General features: G+C 52.8%; 17 protein-coding genes. 8 read left to right on the forward strand and 9 right to left on the reverse strand.

Features of this window, described 5'->3' with window-relative positions:
• Positions 1–128 precede the first annotated feature (128 nt).
• From VH187_RS08975 to mntR, 6 genes are all read right to left on the reverse strand, one after another.
• Positions 129–1166, reverse strand: coding sequence for an aldo/keto reductase (locus VH187_RS08975; RefSeq protein WP_329701115.1), 1038 nt, complete (start codon positions 1164–1166; stop codon positions 129–131).
• Positions 1167–1273: 107 nt separating this feature from the next.
• Positions 1274–2797 carry an efflux transporter outer membrane subunit gene (locus VH187_RS08980; RefSeq protein ID WP_329701116.1) on the reverse strand — a complete coding sequence of 508 codons (1524 nt, stop codon included), beginning with the start codon at positions 2795–2797 and terminating at the stop codon, positions 1274–1276.
• On the reverse strand, positions 2797–4368 hold the full coding sequence (locus VH187_RS08985; protein ID WP_329701117.1) for a DHA2 family efflux MFS transporter permease subunit: 1572 nt from the start codon (positions 4366–4368) through the stop codon (positions 2797–2799). The genes VH187_RS08980 and VH187_RS08985 overlap by 1 nt, the downstream gene beginning before the upstream one ends.
• The gene (locus VH187_RS08990; RefSeq protein ID WP_329701118.1) at positions 4365–5459 is read right to left on the reverse strand and encodes an HlyD family secretion protein; all 1095 of its coding nucleotides are present in this window, start codon (positions 5457–5459) and stop codon (positions 4365–4367) included. Before VH187_RS08990 ends, VH187_RS08985 begins: the two co-directional genes overlap by 4 nt.
• A 101-nt stretch (positions 5460–5560) precedes the next feature.
• Complete coding sequence (locus VH187_RS08995) at positions 5561–6673, reverse strand: anion transporter (RefSeq protein WP_329701119.1); 1113 nt, start codon at positions 6671–6673, stop codon at positions 5561–5563.
• Positions 6670–7143 (reverse strand): manganese-binding transcriptional regulator MntR, encoded by a 474-nt coding sequence (gene mntR / locus VH187_RS09000; RefSeq protein ID WP_329701120.1) that lies wholly within the window; start codon positions 7141–7143, stop codon positions 6670–6672. The genes VH187_RS08995 and mntR overlap by 4 nt, the downstream gene beginning before the upstream one ends.
• 184 nt (positions 7144–7327) lie before the next feature.
• Here mntR and mntS point away from each other — a divergent pair, with 184 nt between their 5' ends.
• Both mntS and VH187_RS09010 read left to right on the forward strand, forming a co-directional pair.
• Complete coding sequence (gene mntS / locus VH187_RS09005; protein ID WP_329701121.1) at positions 7328–7453, forward strand: manganase accumulation protein MntS; 126 nt, start codon at positions 7328–7330, stop codon at positions 7451–7453.
• 271 nt (positions 7454–7724) lie between these two features.
• Positions 7725–9308, forward strand: coding sequence for a phosphoethanolamine transferase (locus VH187_RS09010; protein ID WP_329701122.1), 1584 nt, complete (start codon positions 7725–7727; stop codon positions 9306–9308).
• A gap of 68 nt (positions 9309–9376) precedes the next feature.
• Here the strand turns inward: VH187_RS09010 and ompX are convergent, their stop codons facing one another.
• Positions 9377–9889, reverse strand: coding sequence for an outer membrane protein OmpX (ompX, locus tag VH187_RS09015; protein WP_329701123.1), 513 nt, complete (start codon positions 9887–9889; stop codon positions 9377–9379).
• 354 nt (positions 9890–10243) lie between these two features.
• Between ompX and rhtA the strand changes: the two genes are divergently transcribed.
• From rhtA to glnQ, 5 genes are all read left to right on the forward strand, one after another.
• On the forward strand, positions 10244–11134 hold the full coding sequence (gene rhtA, locus VH187_RS09020; RefSeq protein WP_329701124.1) for a threonine/homoserine exporter RhtA: 891 nt from the start codon (positions 10244–10246) through the stop codon (positions 11132–11134).
• 270 nt (positions 11135–11404) lie between these two features.
• Positions 11405–11908, forward strand: a complete 504-nt coding sequence (gene dps, locus VH187_RS09025) for a DNA starvation/stationary phase protection protein Dps (RefSeq protein WP_329701125.1) — start codon at positions 11405–11407, stop codon at positions 11906–11908.
• Positions 11909–12269: 361 nt separating this feature from the next.
• A complete protein-coding gene (gene glnH / locus VH187_RS09030; RefSeq protein WP_329701126.1) occupies positions 12270–13016 on the forward strand; it encodes a glutamine ABC transporter substrate-binding protein GlnH in 747 nt (248 codons plus the stop codon).
• An 80-nt stretch (positions 13017–13096) separates the two neighbouring features.
• Entirely contained in the window at positions 13097–13756 is a 660-nt protein-coding gene (glnP, locus tag VH187_RS09035) for a glutamine ABC transporter permease GlnP (RefSeq protein WP_329701127.1), read from the forward strand.
• Positions 13753–14475: a glutamine ABC transporter ATP-binding protein GlnQ gene (gene glnQ / locus VH187_RS09040; RefSeq protein ID WP_329701128.1), complete on the forward strand. Its 723-nt coding sequence runs from the start codon at positions 13753–13755 to the stop codon at positions 14473–14475. Before glnP ends, glnQ begins: the two co-directional genes overlap by 4 nt.
• Before the next feature lie 57 nt (positions 14476–14532).
• Here glnQ and VH187_RS09045 read toward each other — a convergent pair whose 3' ends face one another.
• Both VH187_RS09045 and VH187_RS09050 read right to left on the reverse strand, forming a co-directional pair.
• Positions 14533–15000, reverse strand: a complete 468-nt coding sequence (locus tag VH187_RS09045; RefSeq protein ID WP_329701129.1) for a DUF1311 domain-containing protein — start codon at positions 14998–15000, stop codon at positions 14533–14535.
• Positions 14997–15515 (reverse strand): lysozyme family protein, encoded by a 519-nt coding sequence (locus tag VH187_RS09050; RefSeq protein ID WP_414713917.1) that lies wholly within the window; start codon positions 15513–15515, stop codon positions 14997–14999. Before VH187_RS09050 ends, VH187_RS09045 begins: the two co-directional genes overlap by 4 nt.
• A gap of 243 nt (positions 15516–15758) precedes the next feature.
• Here VH187_RS09050 and ybiO point away from each other — a divergent pair, with 243 nt between their 5' ends.
• On the forward strand, positions 15759–17984 hold the full coding sequence (gene ybiO / locus VH187_RS09055; protein WP_329701130.1) for a mechanosensitive channel protein: 2226 nt from the start codon (positions 15759–15761) through the stop codon (positions 17982–17984).
• The last annotated feature ends 6 nt before the right edge of the window (positions 17985–17990 follow it).

A 17990-nucleotide genomic window follows, 5' to 3' on the forward strand; every position in this document is an offset into this window, starting at 1 on the left:
CGAAATGACAAATCAGGCAAAAGAGTTATGTTGTTTTTGTGAGCAAGGCAGAGAAAATGAGGGAGGGATAGATCAAACGAAGCCCCGGCAAGCGAAGCGCCGCCGGGGATTTACAAAAGGAAGGAAACTTAGCCTTTCAGCTGATTACGACGGTATTCGCCCTGACGCTCCAGCATCCAGCCAGGGTATTCTCGTGGCAGTTCACTGACGGCATTGAGCTGTTTCAGTTCTTCTTCTGACAGACGGATTTCAGTGGCGGCGATGTTATCTGCCAGTTGGTCCGGGCGTTTAGCCCCAATAATCACGCTGCTGACCACTGGCTGATGCAATAGCCACGCCAGCGCAATCTGGGCCACCGACACGCCTTTGCTTGCGGCAATGTTGCGCATCACGTCAATGCAGTCGAAGCCACGTTCTTTATCCACTGGCGGGAAATCGAATTCCAGGCGACGACCGCCCGCTTCGTTCTGCCCGTCACGACCATATTTACCGCTGAGGAAACCGCCTGCCAGCGGACTCCAGACCATCAGTCCTACGCCTTCGCTTTGCATCATCGGCACCAGTTCACGCTCTAGATCGCGGCCGGCAATGGTGTAATAAGCCTGCAACGATGCAAAACGCGACAGGCCGAGTTTGTCGGAGATGCCCAGCGCTTTCATGATTTGCCACGCCGACCAGTTCGACACGCCGATATAGCGCACGTGACCGTGCTGCACGAGGTTATCCAGCGCGTAGAGCGTTTCTTCAATCGGTGTTGCCGGGTCAAAACCATGCAGTTGGAAGAGATCGATATGATCAAGCTGCATCCGGCGCAGGCTGTCTTTCACACTGTTGATGATGTGATAGCGCGAACTGCCGCGCGAGTTCACGCCTGCGGTGCCGGTTTCGCCAAATACTTTGGTCGCCACCACCACATTTTCACGCGGTATTTTGAGATTTTTCAGCGCCTGGCCGGTTATCTCTTCTGAACGCCCTTCCGAATAGACGTTGGCGGTGTCGATAAAGTTAATGCCGGCATCCAGCGCGCTGCCCACCAGACGCTCGGCGTCGGCCTGCTGCAGTTGACCAATCTTGCCCCACATGCCGCCTTCGCCGCCAAATGTCATGGTGCCAAGGCAGAGTTCAGAGACAAACAACCCGGTATTGCCTAATTTCTGATAACGCATAACGTTCTCCTCAGGAGATGTCGTGGTGAGTGTTGATTAGTTATAGCTCGCCAGACCGTCATGCGAATGGGGCGTTCCTGCCCGTTTCTTGCCCAATTCTCTGAACTTTATCCGCGCGGCGTATCGCCAAAAACAGAGTAGTCCGGCAGTTGTACGTTCTGATAAGTTTCCCAACCGCCGCCCAGCGCCTTGTACAGCGCCACCAGGTCTATGCGGCTTTGGACCTGCGCCTGTGCGTGTTGTTGCTCGGCCTGCGCCAATTGCCGCTGCGCATCCAGCACATCAATAAACGTCGCAAGACCTTGTTTGTAACTCGAGCTGGCGAGATCAAAGGCGCTTTGCAGCGCATCAATGGTGCGTTGTAATGCCTGTTCCTGTTTTTGATCGCTGCGATAACTGACCAGCGAATTCTCCACATCACTGAGCGCCGTCAGGACGGTTTGCCGATATTGCAGCACCTGTGCGCCCTGCTGCGCACGTGCCAGTTTGACACTCGACACCAGCCGCCCGCCCTGGAAAATCGGGATCGAAATTTGTGGGCCGACGCTGTAGAAATGGCTGCTCCAGTCGGTGAGCCAGTTGGCCTCGGAATTGCGCAAACCAAACTGTCCGTTCAACGTCAGACCAGGGAACAGCTCCGCGACCGACACACCTATTTGCGCCGTTGCGGCATGGAGATTGGCTTCGGCTTCTCGTACATCCGGGCGACGGCGAGCAAGCGTCGATGGAATGCCGGTTTGCACCACATCGGGGAGTTTCGGTAGCGGCTGCGGTGAACTGAGTTCGGTATCCAGCGCGCCCGGCGGTTTGCCAAGTAATATCGCCAGCGCATTCATCGCCTGCCGTTCCTGGGCTTCATACTGCGGGAGTTGCGCCTCAAGATTACCCAACTGAGCGCGCGCATTCTCCACATCCATTTGCGGCGAGAGCCCGCCTTTCTGACGGCTATTGGTGAGTTCAAGCGTTTCCTGCGCGCTGGCAATCTGCGTGTTCATGGTTGCCATGATGCTTTGCGTCCCGCGAAGCTGTAGCCATGCGCGCGCCACTTCCGCTTCCAGTGACACCAGCGCATCGTTGCGCTGTTCGATAGCCGCCTGTTGCTGCGCCTGCGCGGCCTCGGTCTGTCGGCGTACTTTGCCCCACAGATCCAATTCCCACTGTGCGTCAAAGCTCCCCTGATAGAGATGGATAGGTTCGGTCAACGGCTGCAATGCGCCTTTCAAATCCGGATCCACATTGTCTATTTGATCATAAACGCCCTGCGATTTCAGTTCGCCTTCAATGCCAAGCTGCTGGCGGGTTGCCTGCAAATTTCCGTTTACCGACGGGAAGAATGCGCCATTAGCCTGATTCAGTTGTTCACGCGCCCCGGCGATGCGTAATGCAGTCTGTTGTAGCGACAAATTGCCAATAATCGCCCGCTCAATCAGGCTGTTCAGCTCTGAGGAATTAAACGTCGTCCACCAGCGTGTGTTCACCGCCTGGGTCGCGGTGTGCGACTGCGCGGTTTTATCACCCGGATCGTTCCAGTTTGACGGTGTTTTCGGCTGTGGCGACTGGTAGTCCGGCCCGACCGAACAGCCCGCCAGCAATGAAAAGGCCAGGGTTAAGAGTAAGCGTCTGTGCGTCATCAGTGTGCTCCTGCGCTGCCTTCGCTCCTGACGGGCGAAAGCAGTAAACAGAACGGGATCAGGCAGAGTGCGACCACGCTCAAAATAGTAAAGACATCGACATAGGCCAGGAACCGCGACTGTGCGATCAGCTGTTTGTACATCTGCCCACCGGCAAGGCTCAATGGATCGCCCACTTGCGTCGTGAAATTGCGGATCGCCTGCGCCACCTGTTTAAGCGTCAACTGGAAAGATTCGTCAAATGGCGTGGCGTTATAGGCCAGATACGCGCTGTGAGTCTGCGACCGTTCGGTGATCGCCGCCGTCGAAAGCGAAATCCCCACCGACCCGGCGACGTTGCGGAACATGGTAAACAGCGCGGCAGCATCGGCATTCAGACGGCGGGGAATCGAAATAAACGCGATGGTGGTTAACGGCACGAATAAGAAGCCCAGCCCGATCGATTGCGCACAACGGAATAGCACCAACGTTTCAAAATCGATGGCGGGAGACAAGTTTCGCGACCAGAAAAAGGACACGGCCAGGCAGGTAAACCCGAAGGCGATGATCCAGCGCGTTTGCACAATCGGCATCAGTTTCAGCACCAGCGGAATGGTGAGCACAATCAACACCGCCCCCGGCGACATCACCAGCCCCGACCAGGTGGCGGTGTAGCCCAAATCTTGCTGCGCAAGTTGCGGAATGACCACCGAACTGCCGTACAGGATCATCGACATTCCCGCCATCAGCAGGCATGAAACGGCGAAATTTCGGTCTGCCATGCAGCGCAAATCTACCACCGGTTTGCGCGCATAAAGCAGCCAGTAAATCGCACCGACGATGCCAATCAGCGTCAGCACCGCGAAAGTGATAATAAAGTTGGAATGGAACCAGTCGTCGTCTTCGCCACGGTCCAGCATCACCTGCAAACAGCCAAGGCCGAGGGCAATCAGACCAATGCCGGTCCAGTCGATACTGGCTTTCCCTTCGGCTTTTTTCTCCCACGGCGGATCTTCCAGCAGCTGATATACCGCTAATACCGTCAAAATACCGACCGGAATATTGATGAAAAAGACCCAGCGCCAGGAGTAGCTGTCGGTTATCCAGCCACCGAGCGTCGGCCCCATCACGGGTGCGACAATAATCGCTATCGACGACAGGCCAAACGCCTTGCCGCGATCTTCCGGTTTGAAATAATCGAGCAAAACGGACTGCTGCGTCGGCTGCAACCCACCACCGAAAAAGCCCTGCATCACACGAAACAGAATGATTTGCCACAGTTCAGTGGCGATACCGCAGAGAAACGAGCAGATGGTGAACATCACGATGCAGATGATGAAGAACTGTTTGCGCCCGAGCAGGCGGCTGAGAAACGCGGAGATCGGCAGCACAATCCCGTTCGCCACCAGGTAACTGGTTAGCACCCACGTGGATTCATCGTAACTGGCAGAGAGCGAACCCGCCACGTGCGGCAGCGCCACGTTGACGATGGTGGTGTCGAGAATTTCCATAAATACCGCGAGGGTGACGACAATCGCCACCGCCCACGGATTGCTGGCGGGTCGCCAGTTTTCATGGCTGCTGTCGGTCATTCCACGGTGACCTTCGGTTCAACCGATAGCCCAAGCGGCAGCGGATGATCGGCATTCAGCCCTTTATCAATTACGATTTTCACCGGCACGCGCTGCACGATCTTCACGAAGTTGCCGGTAGCGTTTTCTGCCGGGAAAGCTGAGAACTTCGCGCCGCTGCCCTGCTGAATGCTGTCGACATGCCCTTCCAGTTCCATGTCCGGCCATGCGTCGACGGAAAGCGTGACTTTGTTCCCCGGCTTCATGCGCTCAAGCTGCGACTCTTTGAAGTTGGCAGTCACCCACACATCCGCAGACACCAGCGAGAACAGCGCCGTACCCGCCTGCACCAGCGTGCCAGTCTGGACGTTACGCTTGGTGACGAAGCCGTCAAACGGCGCACGCACTTCGGTATAAGAAAGATTCAGCTCGGCGGTTTCCAGTTGCGCTTTGGCCTGATCGACCTGGCGCTCACGCGCTTCAACGTTGGTTTCCTGCTGACGGATTTGCAGTTGCACCTGATCGGCGACTTCCAGCTGCGCTTTGGCGCTGGCTAACCCCGCCTGTGCGCTGCGCAATTGCGCATTGGCAGAATCAATATTCTGTTGAGTGGTCGCCCGAGGATCGACGCCCCGCTGGCGACGATACGCCGCTTCGGCATTGGCTAAATCAGCCTGCGCTTTTAGCACCTGCGCACGCGCCTCATCGCGCTGTGCAGGATATTGCACTTTGGAAAGCGCGAGCTGCGCCTGTGCCTGATGAAGCTGTGCCGTCGCCAGCCCAAGCTGGGCGTTGGCTTGATCGCGTTGGGCGCTGTTATCACGTGGATCAATAACCACCAGCAGATCGCCCTTTTTCACCCGCTGGTTATCCGCCACTTTCAGTTCTGTCACGTAACCGGCCGCTTTTGGCGCGATGGTGACGGCATTGCCATCGGTGAAAGCATCGTCGGTGGTTTCCTCATTGCGAGTCATAAACCACCATATGAGGGCGATAACCAGCATCACCACGACCACGATCCCAAGGATAATAAGTGGTTTTTTTCCGGGCTTTTTGCGCGCTGGCGCGTCGTTTTCTTGTTCGTTTTCGGAAGGGGTATTGGTCTCAGCCATAGCGTCACAACGGTCCTGTGAGTTAACGGCGTGACAATTTCGCCGTTAACTAAACTTAGGAGGTTGCTCTACATTTGCCAGGAAAAACTGACAAATTCGCATTATCTGCAAAGTCTCAGCAGGCCGTAGCCGACCAGCGCCGCCCACAGCAGCATCGGCACAGAATAGAGGTGGAAGCGCCACCAGATGCGGCGATCGTTAGCCATTCGCAGCGCAATCAAATTCGCAAGCGATCCGGGCAACAGACCGAAGCCTCCCACGTTGACCGCCCACGCAAGAAGCATCGATGGCGGCACGTAGTTAATGAGCAAAATCGTCGAGGGCACGTTACTGATAACCTGTGACAAACCGATCGCGGTCAGCCACAGACCACCGTCAGACAAGCTACCGACACCCGATAGGGCGTGATGCAATGCAGGCAATTGCGTCATCAAATGGACATCAATGAACATCGCCATGAACACCAGCAACAGCGTCCAGTCGACGCTGAACACCACCCGGCGTTCCAGCAGCAGGAAACCGACGGCCAGAACAGCCAGGCCCCATAACTCCTGACGCAGTTCAAGACTCAGCAGGAAAATCAGGTAAAACGCCAGGCAACACCCAACCAGTTTGGGTTTCCAGGCGGGCGTGCGATCACCGCTCTGGAAATGCAACGCCTTAGCGGGGAAGCAGAGCCAGCATAACAGCAGCAAGGTGAGCATCATCGCCAACGCCAGCGGAGCCATTTGCCAGCTGAATGACAGGAAAGAAAGCCCGGAACGCCCCCACAACAAGATGTTTTGTGGGTTACCAATGGGTGTGAGCAATGAACCGGCATTCACCGCCAGCGCTTCAAAAATAATGAGCCGATTAACCGGGATCGCGCTCCATTTTTTAAGCGTAATCGTCAGCGGCACCACAATAAATAGCGCCACATCGTTAGTAAGGAATGTCGACAGCAGCGCGGCGGCTAACACCATAAATATCGCTAACTGACGCTCTGTGGCAAAACGGCGCGCCATTTTACGACCCAGCACGTCAAAATAACCGCTCAGCTCAACGCCTTTGGTCAGCAGCATTAAGCCACTCAGCGTGACAATGGTGTGCCAGTCAATCGCGGCGGGCCAGGTAGCAGGATGAAAAGGAACAAACAGAGAAAGCAGAATACCGGTGAGGATCAGAAGATGTAAAAAGCGGTCACGCAAGAGCGACCGCAGAAAAGGGAGGTTCATTCAGCGTGTAGCCCTGCCTGCAGGTTAAACTGGCGAAAACGCTCCAGCGTTTCTTCGCTGACGTGGTGCTCCATCCCTTCGGCATCACGACGAGCGGTATCTTCACTGACGCCAATCGCCAACAAAAAGGTTTCCACAATTTGATGGCGCTCGCGGGCTTCCTGCGCCAGCTTTTCGCCTTCAGGCGTCAGGAACACGCCGCGCCACGGAATCTGTTCAATCAGCCCGACACCAACTAAACGCTTTAACATTTTGGCAACTGTTGGTTGGGAAACACCGAGCCGTGCCGCCATGTCTACCTGGCGTGCTTCACCCACTTCACGGATGAGATCAGAAATCAGCTCAACGTAATCATCAATCAGCTCGCGGCGATGCGCTTCACGCACCTGACGAAAGCCTTCAACGTGTTCTTCGACATTCACCAATTGCGTCACTTTTTTTAGTCCTGGGATACCCGGGCGACGGCTCATTGTGCTTCCTCTTCTCGGTGACGCGTCAATGCATCAGTTCGTTGAGCTCTATTGTATAGGATAGTGACCTGAGCACAAAAAATTAACGTTTTAGCCATAGCTAAGTAATATAGCCTGTGCTATATCTGTATGTAATACGAACATCCTTCACGGAATGAAGGTGCGGAAAGTTCAGGAGGTTTCTATGAACGAACTCAAGAGGTGCTTAAACGTGTTTACTCATTCTCCTTTTAAAGTGCGCCTGATGCTCATCAACATGCTGTGCGATATTTTCAGCAGCAAACCGCAGCAGGATAAGCCTTCTCACTAAATGCGGCGTCGCGGTACGCCGCTTCATTTTTCTGTCATCTCTCCCTGCCAGACTGGTCGTTTGCCCTGTAAAACCCCTTCTTTCTTCCGGAATTGCTATCGCCCTCGCAAAACAATTTGTGATGAGTAGTTGACGCAGTCATTCATCAAATTTATCTTCTCGCATCCCTGCAGCTTTTGCGCCTCGATGAAGCCCCTGCTTCCCGCACTGCCAGGCAGGTTTTACCCTTTGACGCCAAGGGATGCGCATGGCGGCTTTTTGATTGTGACCTATGAATGTAACACTGAAAGAAACGCTGGCTGCCCGTGGTCTGGCGCTCAATCCATGGACCGGATTTTACTTTTTACAATCATTACTGATGAATCTGGCGCTGGGATATCCTTTCAGCCTGCTTTATACCGTCGCCTTTACCTGTCTGCTACATCTGCTGTGGCGTGCCGTGCCACGTACGCAAAAAGTATTACTGGGGATTTATTCTCTGGTTGCGGCTTTTTATTATCCGTTTGGTCAGGCCTATGGCGCACCGAACTTTAATACTCTGCTGGCACTGCATTCGACTAACGCAGAAGAGTCCACGGAAATTCTCACTATCTTCCCGTGGTACAGCTATTTTATTGCACTGTTTATTTTCGCACTTGGCGTTATCGCTATTCGCCGCAAACCGGAAGCCAAACGCGCATGGAGCAAAATTGACCTGCTGTGTCTGCTGTTTTGTGTCGGCGTCGCGTTCGTGCGCCCGGTGCAGGAAATTGCGTGGGATGGCGTGTTCCGCATCAGCAAAATCGGTTATCCCGCCGTGCGCTTCGTACATGATGTCGCTATCAGTAACCAGCAAGTTTTAGATGAGCAGGCGCGTCTGGCGCAGTTTTCCAATCTGAAAGATACCTGGAACGTGGTCGCGGTGAAGCCGAAATATCACACTTATGTGGTGGTGATTGGCGAAAGCGCCCGGCGCGATGCCATGGGGGCGTTTGGTGGTCATTGGGATAACACCCCGTTTGAAAGCTCGGTGAACGGTGCGCTCTTTACCGATTATATTGCCGCCAGTGGCTCCACGCAGAAATCCCTGGGCCTGACGCTCAACCGCGTGGTCGACGGCAAGCCGCTGTATCAGGACAATTTCGTGACGCTGGCGAACCGTGCCGGTTTCCAGACGTGGTGGTTCTCAAATCAGGGGCAAATCGGCGAATATGACACCGCCATCGCCAGTATCGCCAAGCGCGCCGATGAAGTGCATTTCCTGAAGAGCGGGGATTTTGAAGCGGATAAAAATACCAAAGATGACGATCTGCTGAAAATGACTGCCCAGGTGCTCTCTACCGAGCGCACGCAGCCGCAGCTTATCGTGTTGCATCTGATGGGTTCTCACCCACAGGCCTGTGACAGAACGCAGGGCAAATACACGGATTTCGTGACGTCAAAAGAGACCTCCTGTTATCTCTATAGCATGACGCAAACCGACCAACTGCTGAGCAAACTGTACGATCAACTGCGCAATTCCGGCGACAGCTTCTCGCTGGTCTATTTCTCCGACCACGGTTTAGCGTTTAAGGAACGGGGCAAATCGGTGCAGTATCTGGCGCATGATGACAAGTTCCAGCAGAACTTCCAGGTGCCGTTTATGGTGCTTTCCAGCGATGACAAAACCCATCGCGTGATCAAAGCACGTCGTTCGGCGAATGATTTCCTGAGTTTCTTCTCTCAGTGGACCGGCATTCAGGCGCAGGAGATTGCGACGCCGTATCACTTTGTGTCGAACAAAAAGGCAGGACCGGTTTACATCACCAACTTCCAGCTACAGAAAGTGGATTACACCCATCTCGGCACAGACGTGTTTGATACCGCCGCCCATTGATGTTCTTCCCCGAATAACAGACAAAAAAAATCCGCCATCAGGCGGATTTTTTATTATCACCGAAGTGATTAGAAACGGTAACCAACGCCTGCGATCCAGGTGCCAACGTCAACGTTACGGATGCGAGACTGCTCGTAAGAGAAGTCCAGAGCAACGTTTTCGATTGGGTTGAACTGCATACCTGCGCCGTAGGAGAAACCGTAGTCGCTCATGTCAGATTTGCTAGCTGGGAAGTCGTTAGCCTGGAATTTACCGTAGCCGACACCGACAACACCGTAGATGCTTGCCCAGTCGTTGATGCGGTAAGCAGGACCAGCAGTGATACCGTAGTACTGAGATTTGTTGTAGGTACCGCTGTCGTTACCGTTTTTCTCGGTGTAAGTGAAAGAACCGATCACGCCGAGTGGGTTGTTGTCCTGCTCGTAACGGTATTTCAGGTTGAAACCACCTGCTTTGTTCGCTTCGCCCTGCATATCGCTCTGAGCGTAGCCACCGGTAACGGTAGAAGTAGCAGCTACAGCAGTACCTGCGGTTGCGGCCAGGACGATAGCCAGTGCTGAAAGACGTGCAATTTTATTCATAACCACCTCAAATGTGCTTCAAGTAAATCCGTAAGTTTTAAATATATCAAAATTTTCCGGAAACTTTTTACGAATCGCGTTATCTAAGGGCGTCTATCGTGTAACTAAACGTTTCCATCGTTGACAATCCCTCTTGAAAATCAGCGAGTTCCTCGCAGATTCTGCCATTATTGCGCTAATCAAATGGCACCTTCATCCAGATTAGTCCTAAAAAGATAAGATTTTTCTCTGTTGACTGAACTTTATTGTACGACGCCTCACGAAGCTTTTTTTCAACAATCTCTAAACCAGAAAGGGGTAATTCATTTACACTGCCTCTTTTACTTCCTTTGACAAAAATTGACAGGAGAAAGGATGCCAGGGTTGTCGCGTAAGGTGCCGGTGTGGCTACCGATCCTCGTAATATTGATTGCCATGTGTTCGATTCAAAGCGGCGCAGCACTTGCTAAATCACTCTTTCCCGTCGTCGGTGCGCCCGGTGTCACCGCGCTGCGTCTTACGCTCGGGACGCTGATTCTGGTGTGCGTCTTTAAACCGTGGCGTCTACGATTCACACGCGAGCAACGGCTGCCGCTCCTGTTTTATGGTCTGTCGCTTGGGGCGATGAACTATTTGTTCTATCTGTCTATTCAACGTATTCCGCTTGGCGTCGCGGTTGCGCTGGAATTTACCGGCCCGCTGGCAGTGGCGCTGTTTGGTTCTCGCCGTCCCATCGATTTTGTGTGGGTGGCGTTGGCCGTTTTAGGTCTGTGGTTCCTGCTGCCGCTCGGACAGAACATCGCCCACGTCGATTTAACTGGCGCTGCCCTGGCTCTCGGCGCAGGTGCCTGTTGGGCGGTGTACATTATTACCGGGCAGCGCGCGGGTGAAGAGCATGGTCCCGCCACCGTTGCGATGGGGTCATTGATTGCGGCCCTGGTGTTTGTGCCGATTGGCGCCTTTCAGGCCGGGGAAGTGCTTTGGCAGTGGTCGATTCTGCCTTTAGGGTTAGGCATCGCTATTTTGTCCACGGCGCTGCCCTATTCGCTGGAAATGATCGCCCTCACCCGACTGCCGACACGTACGTTTGGCACGTTAATGAGCATGGAACCAGCCCTGGCGGCTGTCTCAGGCATGATCTTCCTGGGTGAAACGCTGACGGGCACACAGTCCCTTGCTCTGCTCGCGATCATGGCTGCATCAATGGGGTCCACGCTCACGATTCGCCGGGAAAGCAAAATAGAGAAAGTCGATATTAATGTATAGCCTTACGCCGCAGGGTTATATCATCCTGCGGTGGCTAAAATTTATTTCATCGCAAAACCATTTTTCTACGGAAATATTTCCGCAATAAACAGACCTTTCTTAGTTAATTGATAACCACTCACAAGCAAACATCCTATCTCACTGTTTATAAAAGAGATAACGGCATTTAACTTCACACTCGCTATTAAACCGATAGGTATTATCATCCCGGCAGAATGACGCAGCGGTGCTATACTTGTTTGCGTTAATTCACTAGGGAGATATGCGATTATGACTACCGCTAAACTGGTAAAAACCAAAACATCTAATCTGCTCTATACCCGCAACGACGTGTCGGACAGTGAGAAAAAAGCGACTATCGAGCTGTTGAATCGTCAGGTGATTCAGTTCATTGACCTGTCACTTATCACCAAACAGGCCCACTGGAATATGCGCGGCGCTAACTTTATTGCCGTCCACGAGATGCTCGATGGCTTCCGTACTGCGCTGACCGATCATCTGGATACCATGGCAGAGCGCGCCGTACAGTTGGGTGGTGTTGCTTTGGGGACCACTCAGGTTATTAACAACAAAACGCCACTGAAAAGCTATCCGCTGGACATTCACACCGTTCAGGATCACCTGAAAGAGCTGGCTGATCGTTATGCGATTGTTGCCAACGATGTGCGCAAAGCGATTGGTGAAGCCAAAGATGAAGACACTGCAGATATCTTCACCGCCGCCTCGCGCGATCTTGATAAATTCCTGTGGTTCATTGAATCTAACCTCGAATAATCCAGACGATTTTCTTATCTTCCAAACCCCTCACTTGAGGGGTTTTGCACTTTTATAGTGCATAAACTTCGCGTTCCCGCCTGTAAAAGTAAACCAATTGTAATTATCACTTCACACAATCGTTAATGAAAGATTGTTTTATCAGCGTAATTTGCGCTTAATACCCATACGCCTGACGTGCCTGCTGACTCGCACCATTTTGGTGCTTCATTGTGGTGCACATCCTGTGCCTTGCATCGCATTTTGTGCAACAGAAGGCTCTCGCCTCGTTGCAAAACAATAAGTTGTAAAATTGGCACGATTTTTTCATAGGCAAACTATTCTCGCAGGGGATTGCCCCGTGGTTATAAAAGGAAATGCTATGAAGTCTGTTTTCAAAGTTTCACTGGCTGCACTGACCCTGGCCTTTGCCGTTTCTTCTCAGGCTGCGGAAAAACAACTGGTTGTTGCGACTGACACCGCCTTCGTTCCCTTCGAATTCAAACAAGGTGACAAGTACGTTGGTTTCGATGTGGATTTGTGGGCCGCTATCGCCAAAGAGCTTAAGCTCAATTACACCCTGAAGCCGATGGATTTCAGCGGCATCATTCCTGCGCTGCAAACGAAAAACATCGACCTGGCGCTGGCGGGGATTACCATTACTGACGAACGTAAAAAGGCTATCGACTTCTCCGATGGCTATTACAAAAGTGGTCTGCTGGTGATGGTGAAAGCCAACAACAACGACGTGAAGAGCGTGAAAGACCTGGACGGTAAAATCGTTGCGGTGAAAGGCGGTACGGGTTCTGTTGATTACGCGAAAGCCAACATCAAAACCAAAGACCTGCGTCAGTTCCCGAACATCGATAACGCTTATATGGAACTCGGCACTAACCGCGCGGATGCCGTTCTGCACGATACGCCAAACATTCTGTACTTCATCAAAACCGCAGGCCACGGCCAGTTCAAAGCAGTTGGCGAGTCTCTGGAAGCGCAGCAGTACGGTATCGCGTTCCCGAAAGGCAGCGACGAGTTGCGTGAGAAAGTGAACGGCGCGCTGAAAAAACTGCACGAAAACGGTCAGTACAACGAAATTTACAAAAAATGGTTCGGTACTGAACCAAAATAATTACTCTTAATAAGAGTCACTGTTTTCAGGGGCGACCTTTCGCCCCTGTTATTTTTGAACCACGGTAACAGGAAATCATCATGCAGTTTGACTGGAGCGCCATCTGGCCTGCCATTCCTATCTTGCTTGAAGGCGCCAAAATGACCCTATGGATTTCGGTCCTCGGGTTAGTGGGTGGGTTATTCATCGGTCTGGTGGCCGGTTTTGCCCGCACCTATGGTGGCTGGATAGCGAACCACATCGCCCTCGTGTTTATCGAAGTCATCCGCGGCACGCCTATCGTCGTGCAGGTCATGTTTATCTACTTCGCCCTGCCGTTAGCCTTTAACGATCTGCGTATCGATCCGTTCTCGGCGGCGGTTGTCACCATCATGATCAACTCCGGCGCCTATATCGCGGAAATCACTCGTGGTGCGGTGCTGTCGATTCATAAAGGGTTCAGTGAAGCGGGTCTTGCTCTCGGGTTATCTCGTCGCGAAACCATTCGCCACGTGATCCTGCCGTTGGCATTGCGTCGTATGCTGCCGCCGCTGGGTAACCAGTGGATCATCAGCATTAAAGACACCTCGCTGTTTATCGTTATCGGCGTTGCCGAACTGACACGCACTGGTCAGGAAATTATCGCGGGCAACTTCCGTGCGCTGGAAATCTGGAGCGCCGTCGCGGTCATTTATCTGCTCATCACCCTTGTGCTCAGCTTCGTTCTGCGTCGCCTTGAAAGAAGGATGAAAATCCTGTGATTGAATTTAAAAATGTCTCCAAGCATTTTGGTCAGACCAAGGTGCTGCACAACATCGATTTAAACATTACCAAAGGTGAAGTGGTGGTGATTATCGGGCCGTCTGGCTCCGGTAAATCCACCCTACTGCGCTGCATCAACAAGCTGGAAGAGATAACCAGCGGGGATTTGATTGTCGATGGGCTGAAAGTGAACGATCCGAAAGTCGACGAACGCCTGATTCGCCAGGAAGCTGGCATGGTGTTTCAGCAGTTTTATCTGTTCCCGCACCTGACGGCACTGGAAAACGTGATGTTTGGTCCACAGCGCGTGCGCGGTGCATCCAAAGCAGCAGCAGAGAAGCTGGCGAAAGAGCTGTTGGAAAAAGTCGGCCTCGCCGATCGGGGTCATCACTATCCGTCAGAACTCTCCGGCGGCCAGCAGCAACGTGTGGCGATTGCCCGCGCGCTGGCAGTGAAACCGAAAATGATGCTGTTCGATGAGCCAACATCAGCGCTTGACCCGGAACTGCGCCACGAAGTGCTTAAGGTTATGCAGGATCTGGCAGAAGAAGGGATGACGATGGTCATCGTGACCCACGAAATCAGCTTCGCTGAGAAAGTGGCCTCCCGTCTGATCTTCATCGATAAAGGCCGTATTGCCGAAGACGGTAATCCGCAAACCCTGATCGAGAATCCACCCAACCCGCGCTTGCAGGAGTTTTTGCAGCACGTGTCTTAATGGTAAATGGCCCAACCTCTCGCCAGGAGATGTTGGGCTTTTTTTAATGCCTGAATGTCATTTTAACTCTTCAATGTGCATCGCTCTAATTTCAGCCATGTGCCGTTTGTTGAGGTTCATTTCGCATTGGTCGAGTGAACGCTGGTAAGTCAAACTCTCCTCAGGTATCTGCCCGGCGACGGCAAGACAGAGCTCTGCCTTGTAACGTTTCCAGCTGACTTGTGCCTTCAAAAAACGCTGGTTATAGACTTCACCAATGGTTGGAGAATCGGGATTATCGGGATCCTTATAGTCAAATGGACCGGGCATATAGGCTTTAATCTGTTTACTGGTCTCGCGAATAAGTGCATCCACTTTTTTATTGCTCTTCTCTACGGCCGCGGTAATACAGTTATCCTGCAGAATAATATCGGGTGAAGATCCAAAACACGCCTCTGACTCTTCACCTTCGTACAACCCTGCCGCCCCTAAAAAAGGAATGAATAGCGTTGTACCGATAATGATCGCCTTCACTATTTTTTTCATCGTAAATACCTAATTCTTTTCCGATTGGCTTCAAAGCTCATCAGTCCACTATCACTCATAATAAAAGCCGCTAGTTCTCTTTTTCCACCTGCTGCTGCACGGAAAAGAGCATCAATATGATGGAAGCCCTGATAAATGATATCGACCACAACATCCTGGACTTTTCGGTCTAAGATCATCCATGGGGGAGATAATTGGTTTGTGGCATAAAGGCGTTGCGCGTATTGTGATTTTTCGCGATAGGAAATTTCGAATAAACGTTTTTGCTGTTGGTGTGTAATTTCCCCCACTAAAGGGCCGTACACCTTGACAAATTGCTCTGCGTCATTCCCTTTCAGAAACGCCGCTTTCGAGCAGATTATCGCTTTATATTCCTCAATCCCAGCCTGTTTCAGCGTCGACACGATGTCTCCAGAATGACGACGCCCCATATCATAACCACGCCCTAAAGTTACCCCTGACTGGCGATTTCCGGGCCAATGTAAAACACGTGGGGCATGATATTTTGTTTTCATAAGTTATCCATCACTGTAGAAAAAACCTATTCCGAGTCGACTTTAAATATCCCTGATTGACTCCTCTGGCATGCCATCTTGTCACTCTTAGCCCCACCGGTTGGATCAAAAAATGCGTAATAAATACTCTGGATCTGGATGATTTATCTGCGCCCCTACTCCACGGATACATCCGAAAATATAACCGCCCTTCCCAAGCCACTATACTTATCATTTTGCTAATGATTTGAAAGGGAGGCGCCTTTGCCGTGGATCCTGTTGCTTATCGCAACGCTGTTTTGTGCTCCGCTTCAGGCGGTGACTATTCCCGGTGTGACAACGCCCGCCGTTGGTGCGACCACCCAAAGCGCCCCCGCAGAACCCGACGCGACGCAGAAGAAAGCGGCCTATGCTGCACTGGCTGATGTGCTGGAAAATGACGCGTCGCGCCAGGAGCTGATTAAACAGCTGCGCAGCGCCGCCGCCACGCCGCCACAGGAAAAGGTTCCGCAGCTCACACCGCCACCTGTCAGCGAAGAGAAAACAGTGCTGGAAAGCGTCACTGATGTCAGCCGTCATTACAGCGAAGCGTTTTCGATCCGCTTTGCGCAGCTGTGGCGCAATATCTCCACCGCACCGCATAAGGCTTTTAATCCCCAAACCTTTAGCAACGCCGTGACGCACTTTTTACTGTTGGCTGTGCTGATCTTTGCCTTTTACGGATTGCTTCGCCTTTGTGCGCTGCCGCTGTACCGCAAAATGGGGCAATGGGGACGCAAGAAGAACCGCGACCGCAGCAACTGGCTGCATCTTCCGGCGATGATCACCGGGGCGCTGGTTATCGATCTGCTGCTACTGGGATTAACCCTGTTTGTCGGGCAAATGCTCAGCGACAGGCTCAACGCAGGCAGTCGCACCGTGGCCTTTCAGCAAAGCCTGTTCCTGAATGCCTTCGCTTTAATTGAATTCTTTAAAGCCATCCTGCGACTGATTTTCTGCCCGCGCGTTCCGGATCTGCGCCCGTTTAATATTCAGGACGAACCCGCGCGCTACTGGAGCCTGCGCCTGAGCCTGCTGAGTGGTTTGATTGGCTACGGGCTTATCGTCGCCGTGCCAATCATCTCTAATCAGGTCAACGTGCAAACCGGCGCGCTGGCGAATGTCGCCATTATGCTGTGCATCACCGCCTGGGCGCTGTGGCTGATTTTCCACAACAAAAAAGCCATTACCGAAAGTCTGATTGAACTCGCAAACCGCTCACTGGCCTTTTTCAGCTTGTTTATTCGCGCCTTTGCGCTGGTCTGGCACTGGCTTGCCAGCGCATATTTTATCGTGCTGTTTTTCTTCTCGCTTTTCGACCCCGGCAACAGCCTGAAATTTATGATGGGCGCGTCGGTCAGAAGTCTCGCCATCGTTGGGGGGGCGGCATTTATTTCCGGTATGTTGTCACGCTGGATTGCCAAAACCATCACCCTGTCGCCGGAAACACAGCGCAACTATCCAGAGTTGCAAAAGCGACTCAACGGTTGGCTATCGGCGTCATTAAAAGTCGCGAGGATCCTGACAGTCTGCGTGGCGGTGATGATGCTGTTAAGCGCCTGGGGATTATTCGATTTCTGGAACTGGCTGCACTACGGCGCGGGCGAAAAAACGGTAGATGTGTTGATTCGCATAGCGCTGATTTTGTTCTTCTCGGCGATTGGCTGGACGCTACTGGCAAGCCTGATTGAAAACCGTCTGGCGTCCGATATTCACGGCCGTCCACTGCCAAGTGCTCGCGCCCGCACGCTGCTGACACTTTTCCGTAACGCACTGGCGGTGGTGATCAGCACCATCACGGTGATGATTTTACTCTCGGAAATTGGGGTGAACATCGCGCCACTGCTGGCAGGCGCCGGGGCACTCGGCCTGGCGATTTCGTTTGGTTCACAAACGTTGGTGAAAGACATTATCACCGGGATTTTCATTCAGTTCGAAAACGGTATGAACACGGGGGATTTGGTGACTATCGGGCCGCTTACCGGTACGGTGGAAAGGATGACGATCCGCTCAGTCGGCGTGCGTCAGGATACCGGCGCGTATCACATCATTCCGTGGTCATCGATTACCACCTTCGCCAACTTTGTGCGCGGCATCGGTTCCGTGGTGGCGAACTACGATGTGGATCGAGGAGAAGATGTCGATAAAGCCAATGATGCGTTGAAAGCGGCGGTGGCGGAATTGATGGAACAGGAAGGGATCCGTGGGCTGGTGATTGGCGAACCATCCTTTGCCGGTCTGGTCGGGCTGACCAATACATCGTTTACATTGCGAGTGTCGTTTACAACCCTGCCGCTGAAACAGTGGACAGTGCGCTTTGCGTTAGACACGCAGGTGAAGAAACATTTCGATCAAGCAGGCATTCGTGCCCCGGTCCAGACGTACCAGGTACTCCCGGCGCCAGAAGCACTGCCAGCAGCGTTACCGCCCGCCGACCCACAGAAACTGTAGGCCGGC

The organism is Scandinavium sp., assembly GCF_036271055.1.
GTDB lineage: Bacteria > Pseudomonadota > Gammaproteobacteria > Enterobacterales > Enterobacteriaceae > Scandinavium.

Excerpts from the sequence above, each read along its gene's own strand:
- VH187_RS08985 (WP_329701117.1), bottom strand. The coding sequence starts at position 4,368 with ATGACCGACAGCAGCCATGAAAACTGGCGACCCGCCAGCAATCCGTGG.
- VH187_RS09050 (WP_414713917.1), bottom strand. The coding sequence starts at position 15,515 with ATGAAAACAAAATATCATGCCCCACGTGTTTTACATTGGCCCGGAAAT.
- dps (WP_329701125.1), top strand. The coding sequence starts at position 11,405 with ATGACTACCGCTAAACTGGTAAAAACCAAAACATCTAATCTGCTCTAT.
- VH187_RS08980 (WP_329701116.1), bottom strand. The coding sequence starts at position 2,797 with ATGACGCACAGACGCTTACTCTTAACCCTGGCCTTTTCATTGCTGGCG.
- mntS (WP_329701121.1), top strand. The coding sequence starts at position 7,328 with ATGAACGAACTCAAGAGGTGCTTAAACGTGTTTACTCATTCTCCTTTT.
- VH187_RS08990 (WP_329701118.1), bottom strand. The coding sequence starts at position 5,459 with ATGGCTGAGACCAATACCCCTTCCGAAAACGAACAAGAAAACGACGCG.
- VH187_RS09045 (WP_329701129.1), bottom strand. The coding sequence starts at position 15,000 with ATGAAAAAAATAGTGAAGGCGATCATTATCGGTACAACGCTATTCATT.
- glnH (WP_329701126.1), top strand. The coding sequence starts at position 12,270 with ATGAAGTCTGTTTTCAAAGTTTCACTGGCTGCACTGACCCTGGCCTTT.
- VH187_RS08975 (WP_329701115.1), bottom strand. The coding sequence starts at position 1,166 with ATGCGTTATCAGAAATTAGGCAATACCGGGTTGTTTGTCTCTGAACTC.
- glnP (WP_329701127.1), top strand. The coding sequence starts at position 13,097 with ATGCAGTTTGACTGGAGCGCCATCTGGCCTGCCATTCCTATCTTGCTT.
- mntR (WP_329701120.1), bottom strand. The coding sequence starts at position 7,143 with ATGAGCCGTCGCCCGGGTATCCCAGGACTAAAAAAAGTGACGCAATTG.
- VH187_RS09010 (WP_329701122.1), top strand. The coding sequence starts at position 7,725 with ATGAATGTAACACTGAAAGAAACGCTGGCTGCCCGTGGTCTGGCGCTC.
- rhtA (WP_329701124.1), top strand. The coding sequence starts at position 10,244 with ATGCCAGGGTTGTCGCGTAAGGTGCCGGTGTGGCTACCGATCCTCGTA.
- VH187_RS08995 (WP_329701119.1), bottom strand. The coding sequence starts at position 6,673 with ATGAACCTCCCTTTTCTGCGGTCGCTCTTGCGTGACCGCTTTTTACAT.
- ompX (WP_329701123.1), bottom strand. The coding sequence starts at position 9,889 with ATGAATAAAATTGCACGTCTTTCAGCACTGGCTATCGTCCTGGCCGCA.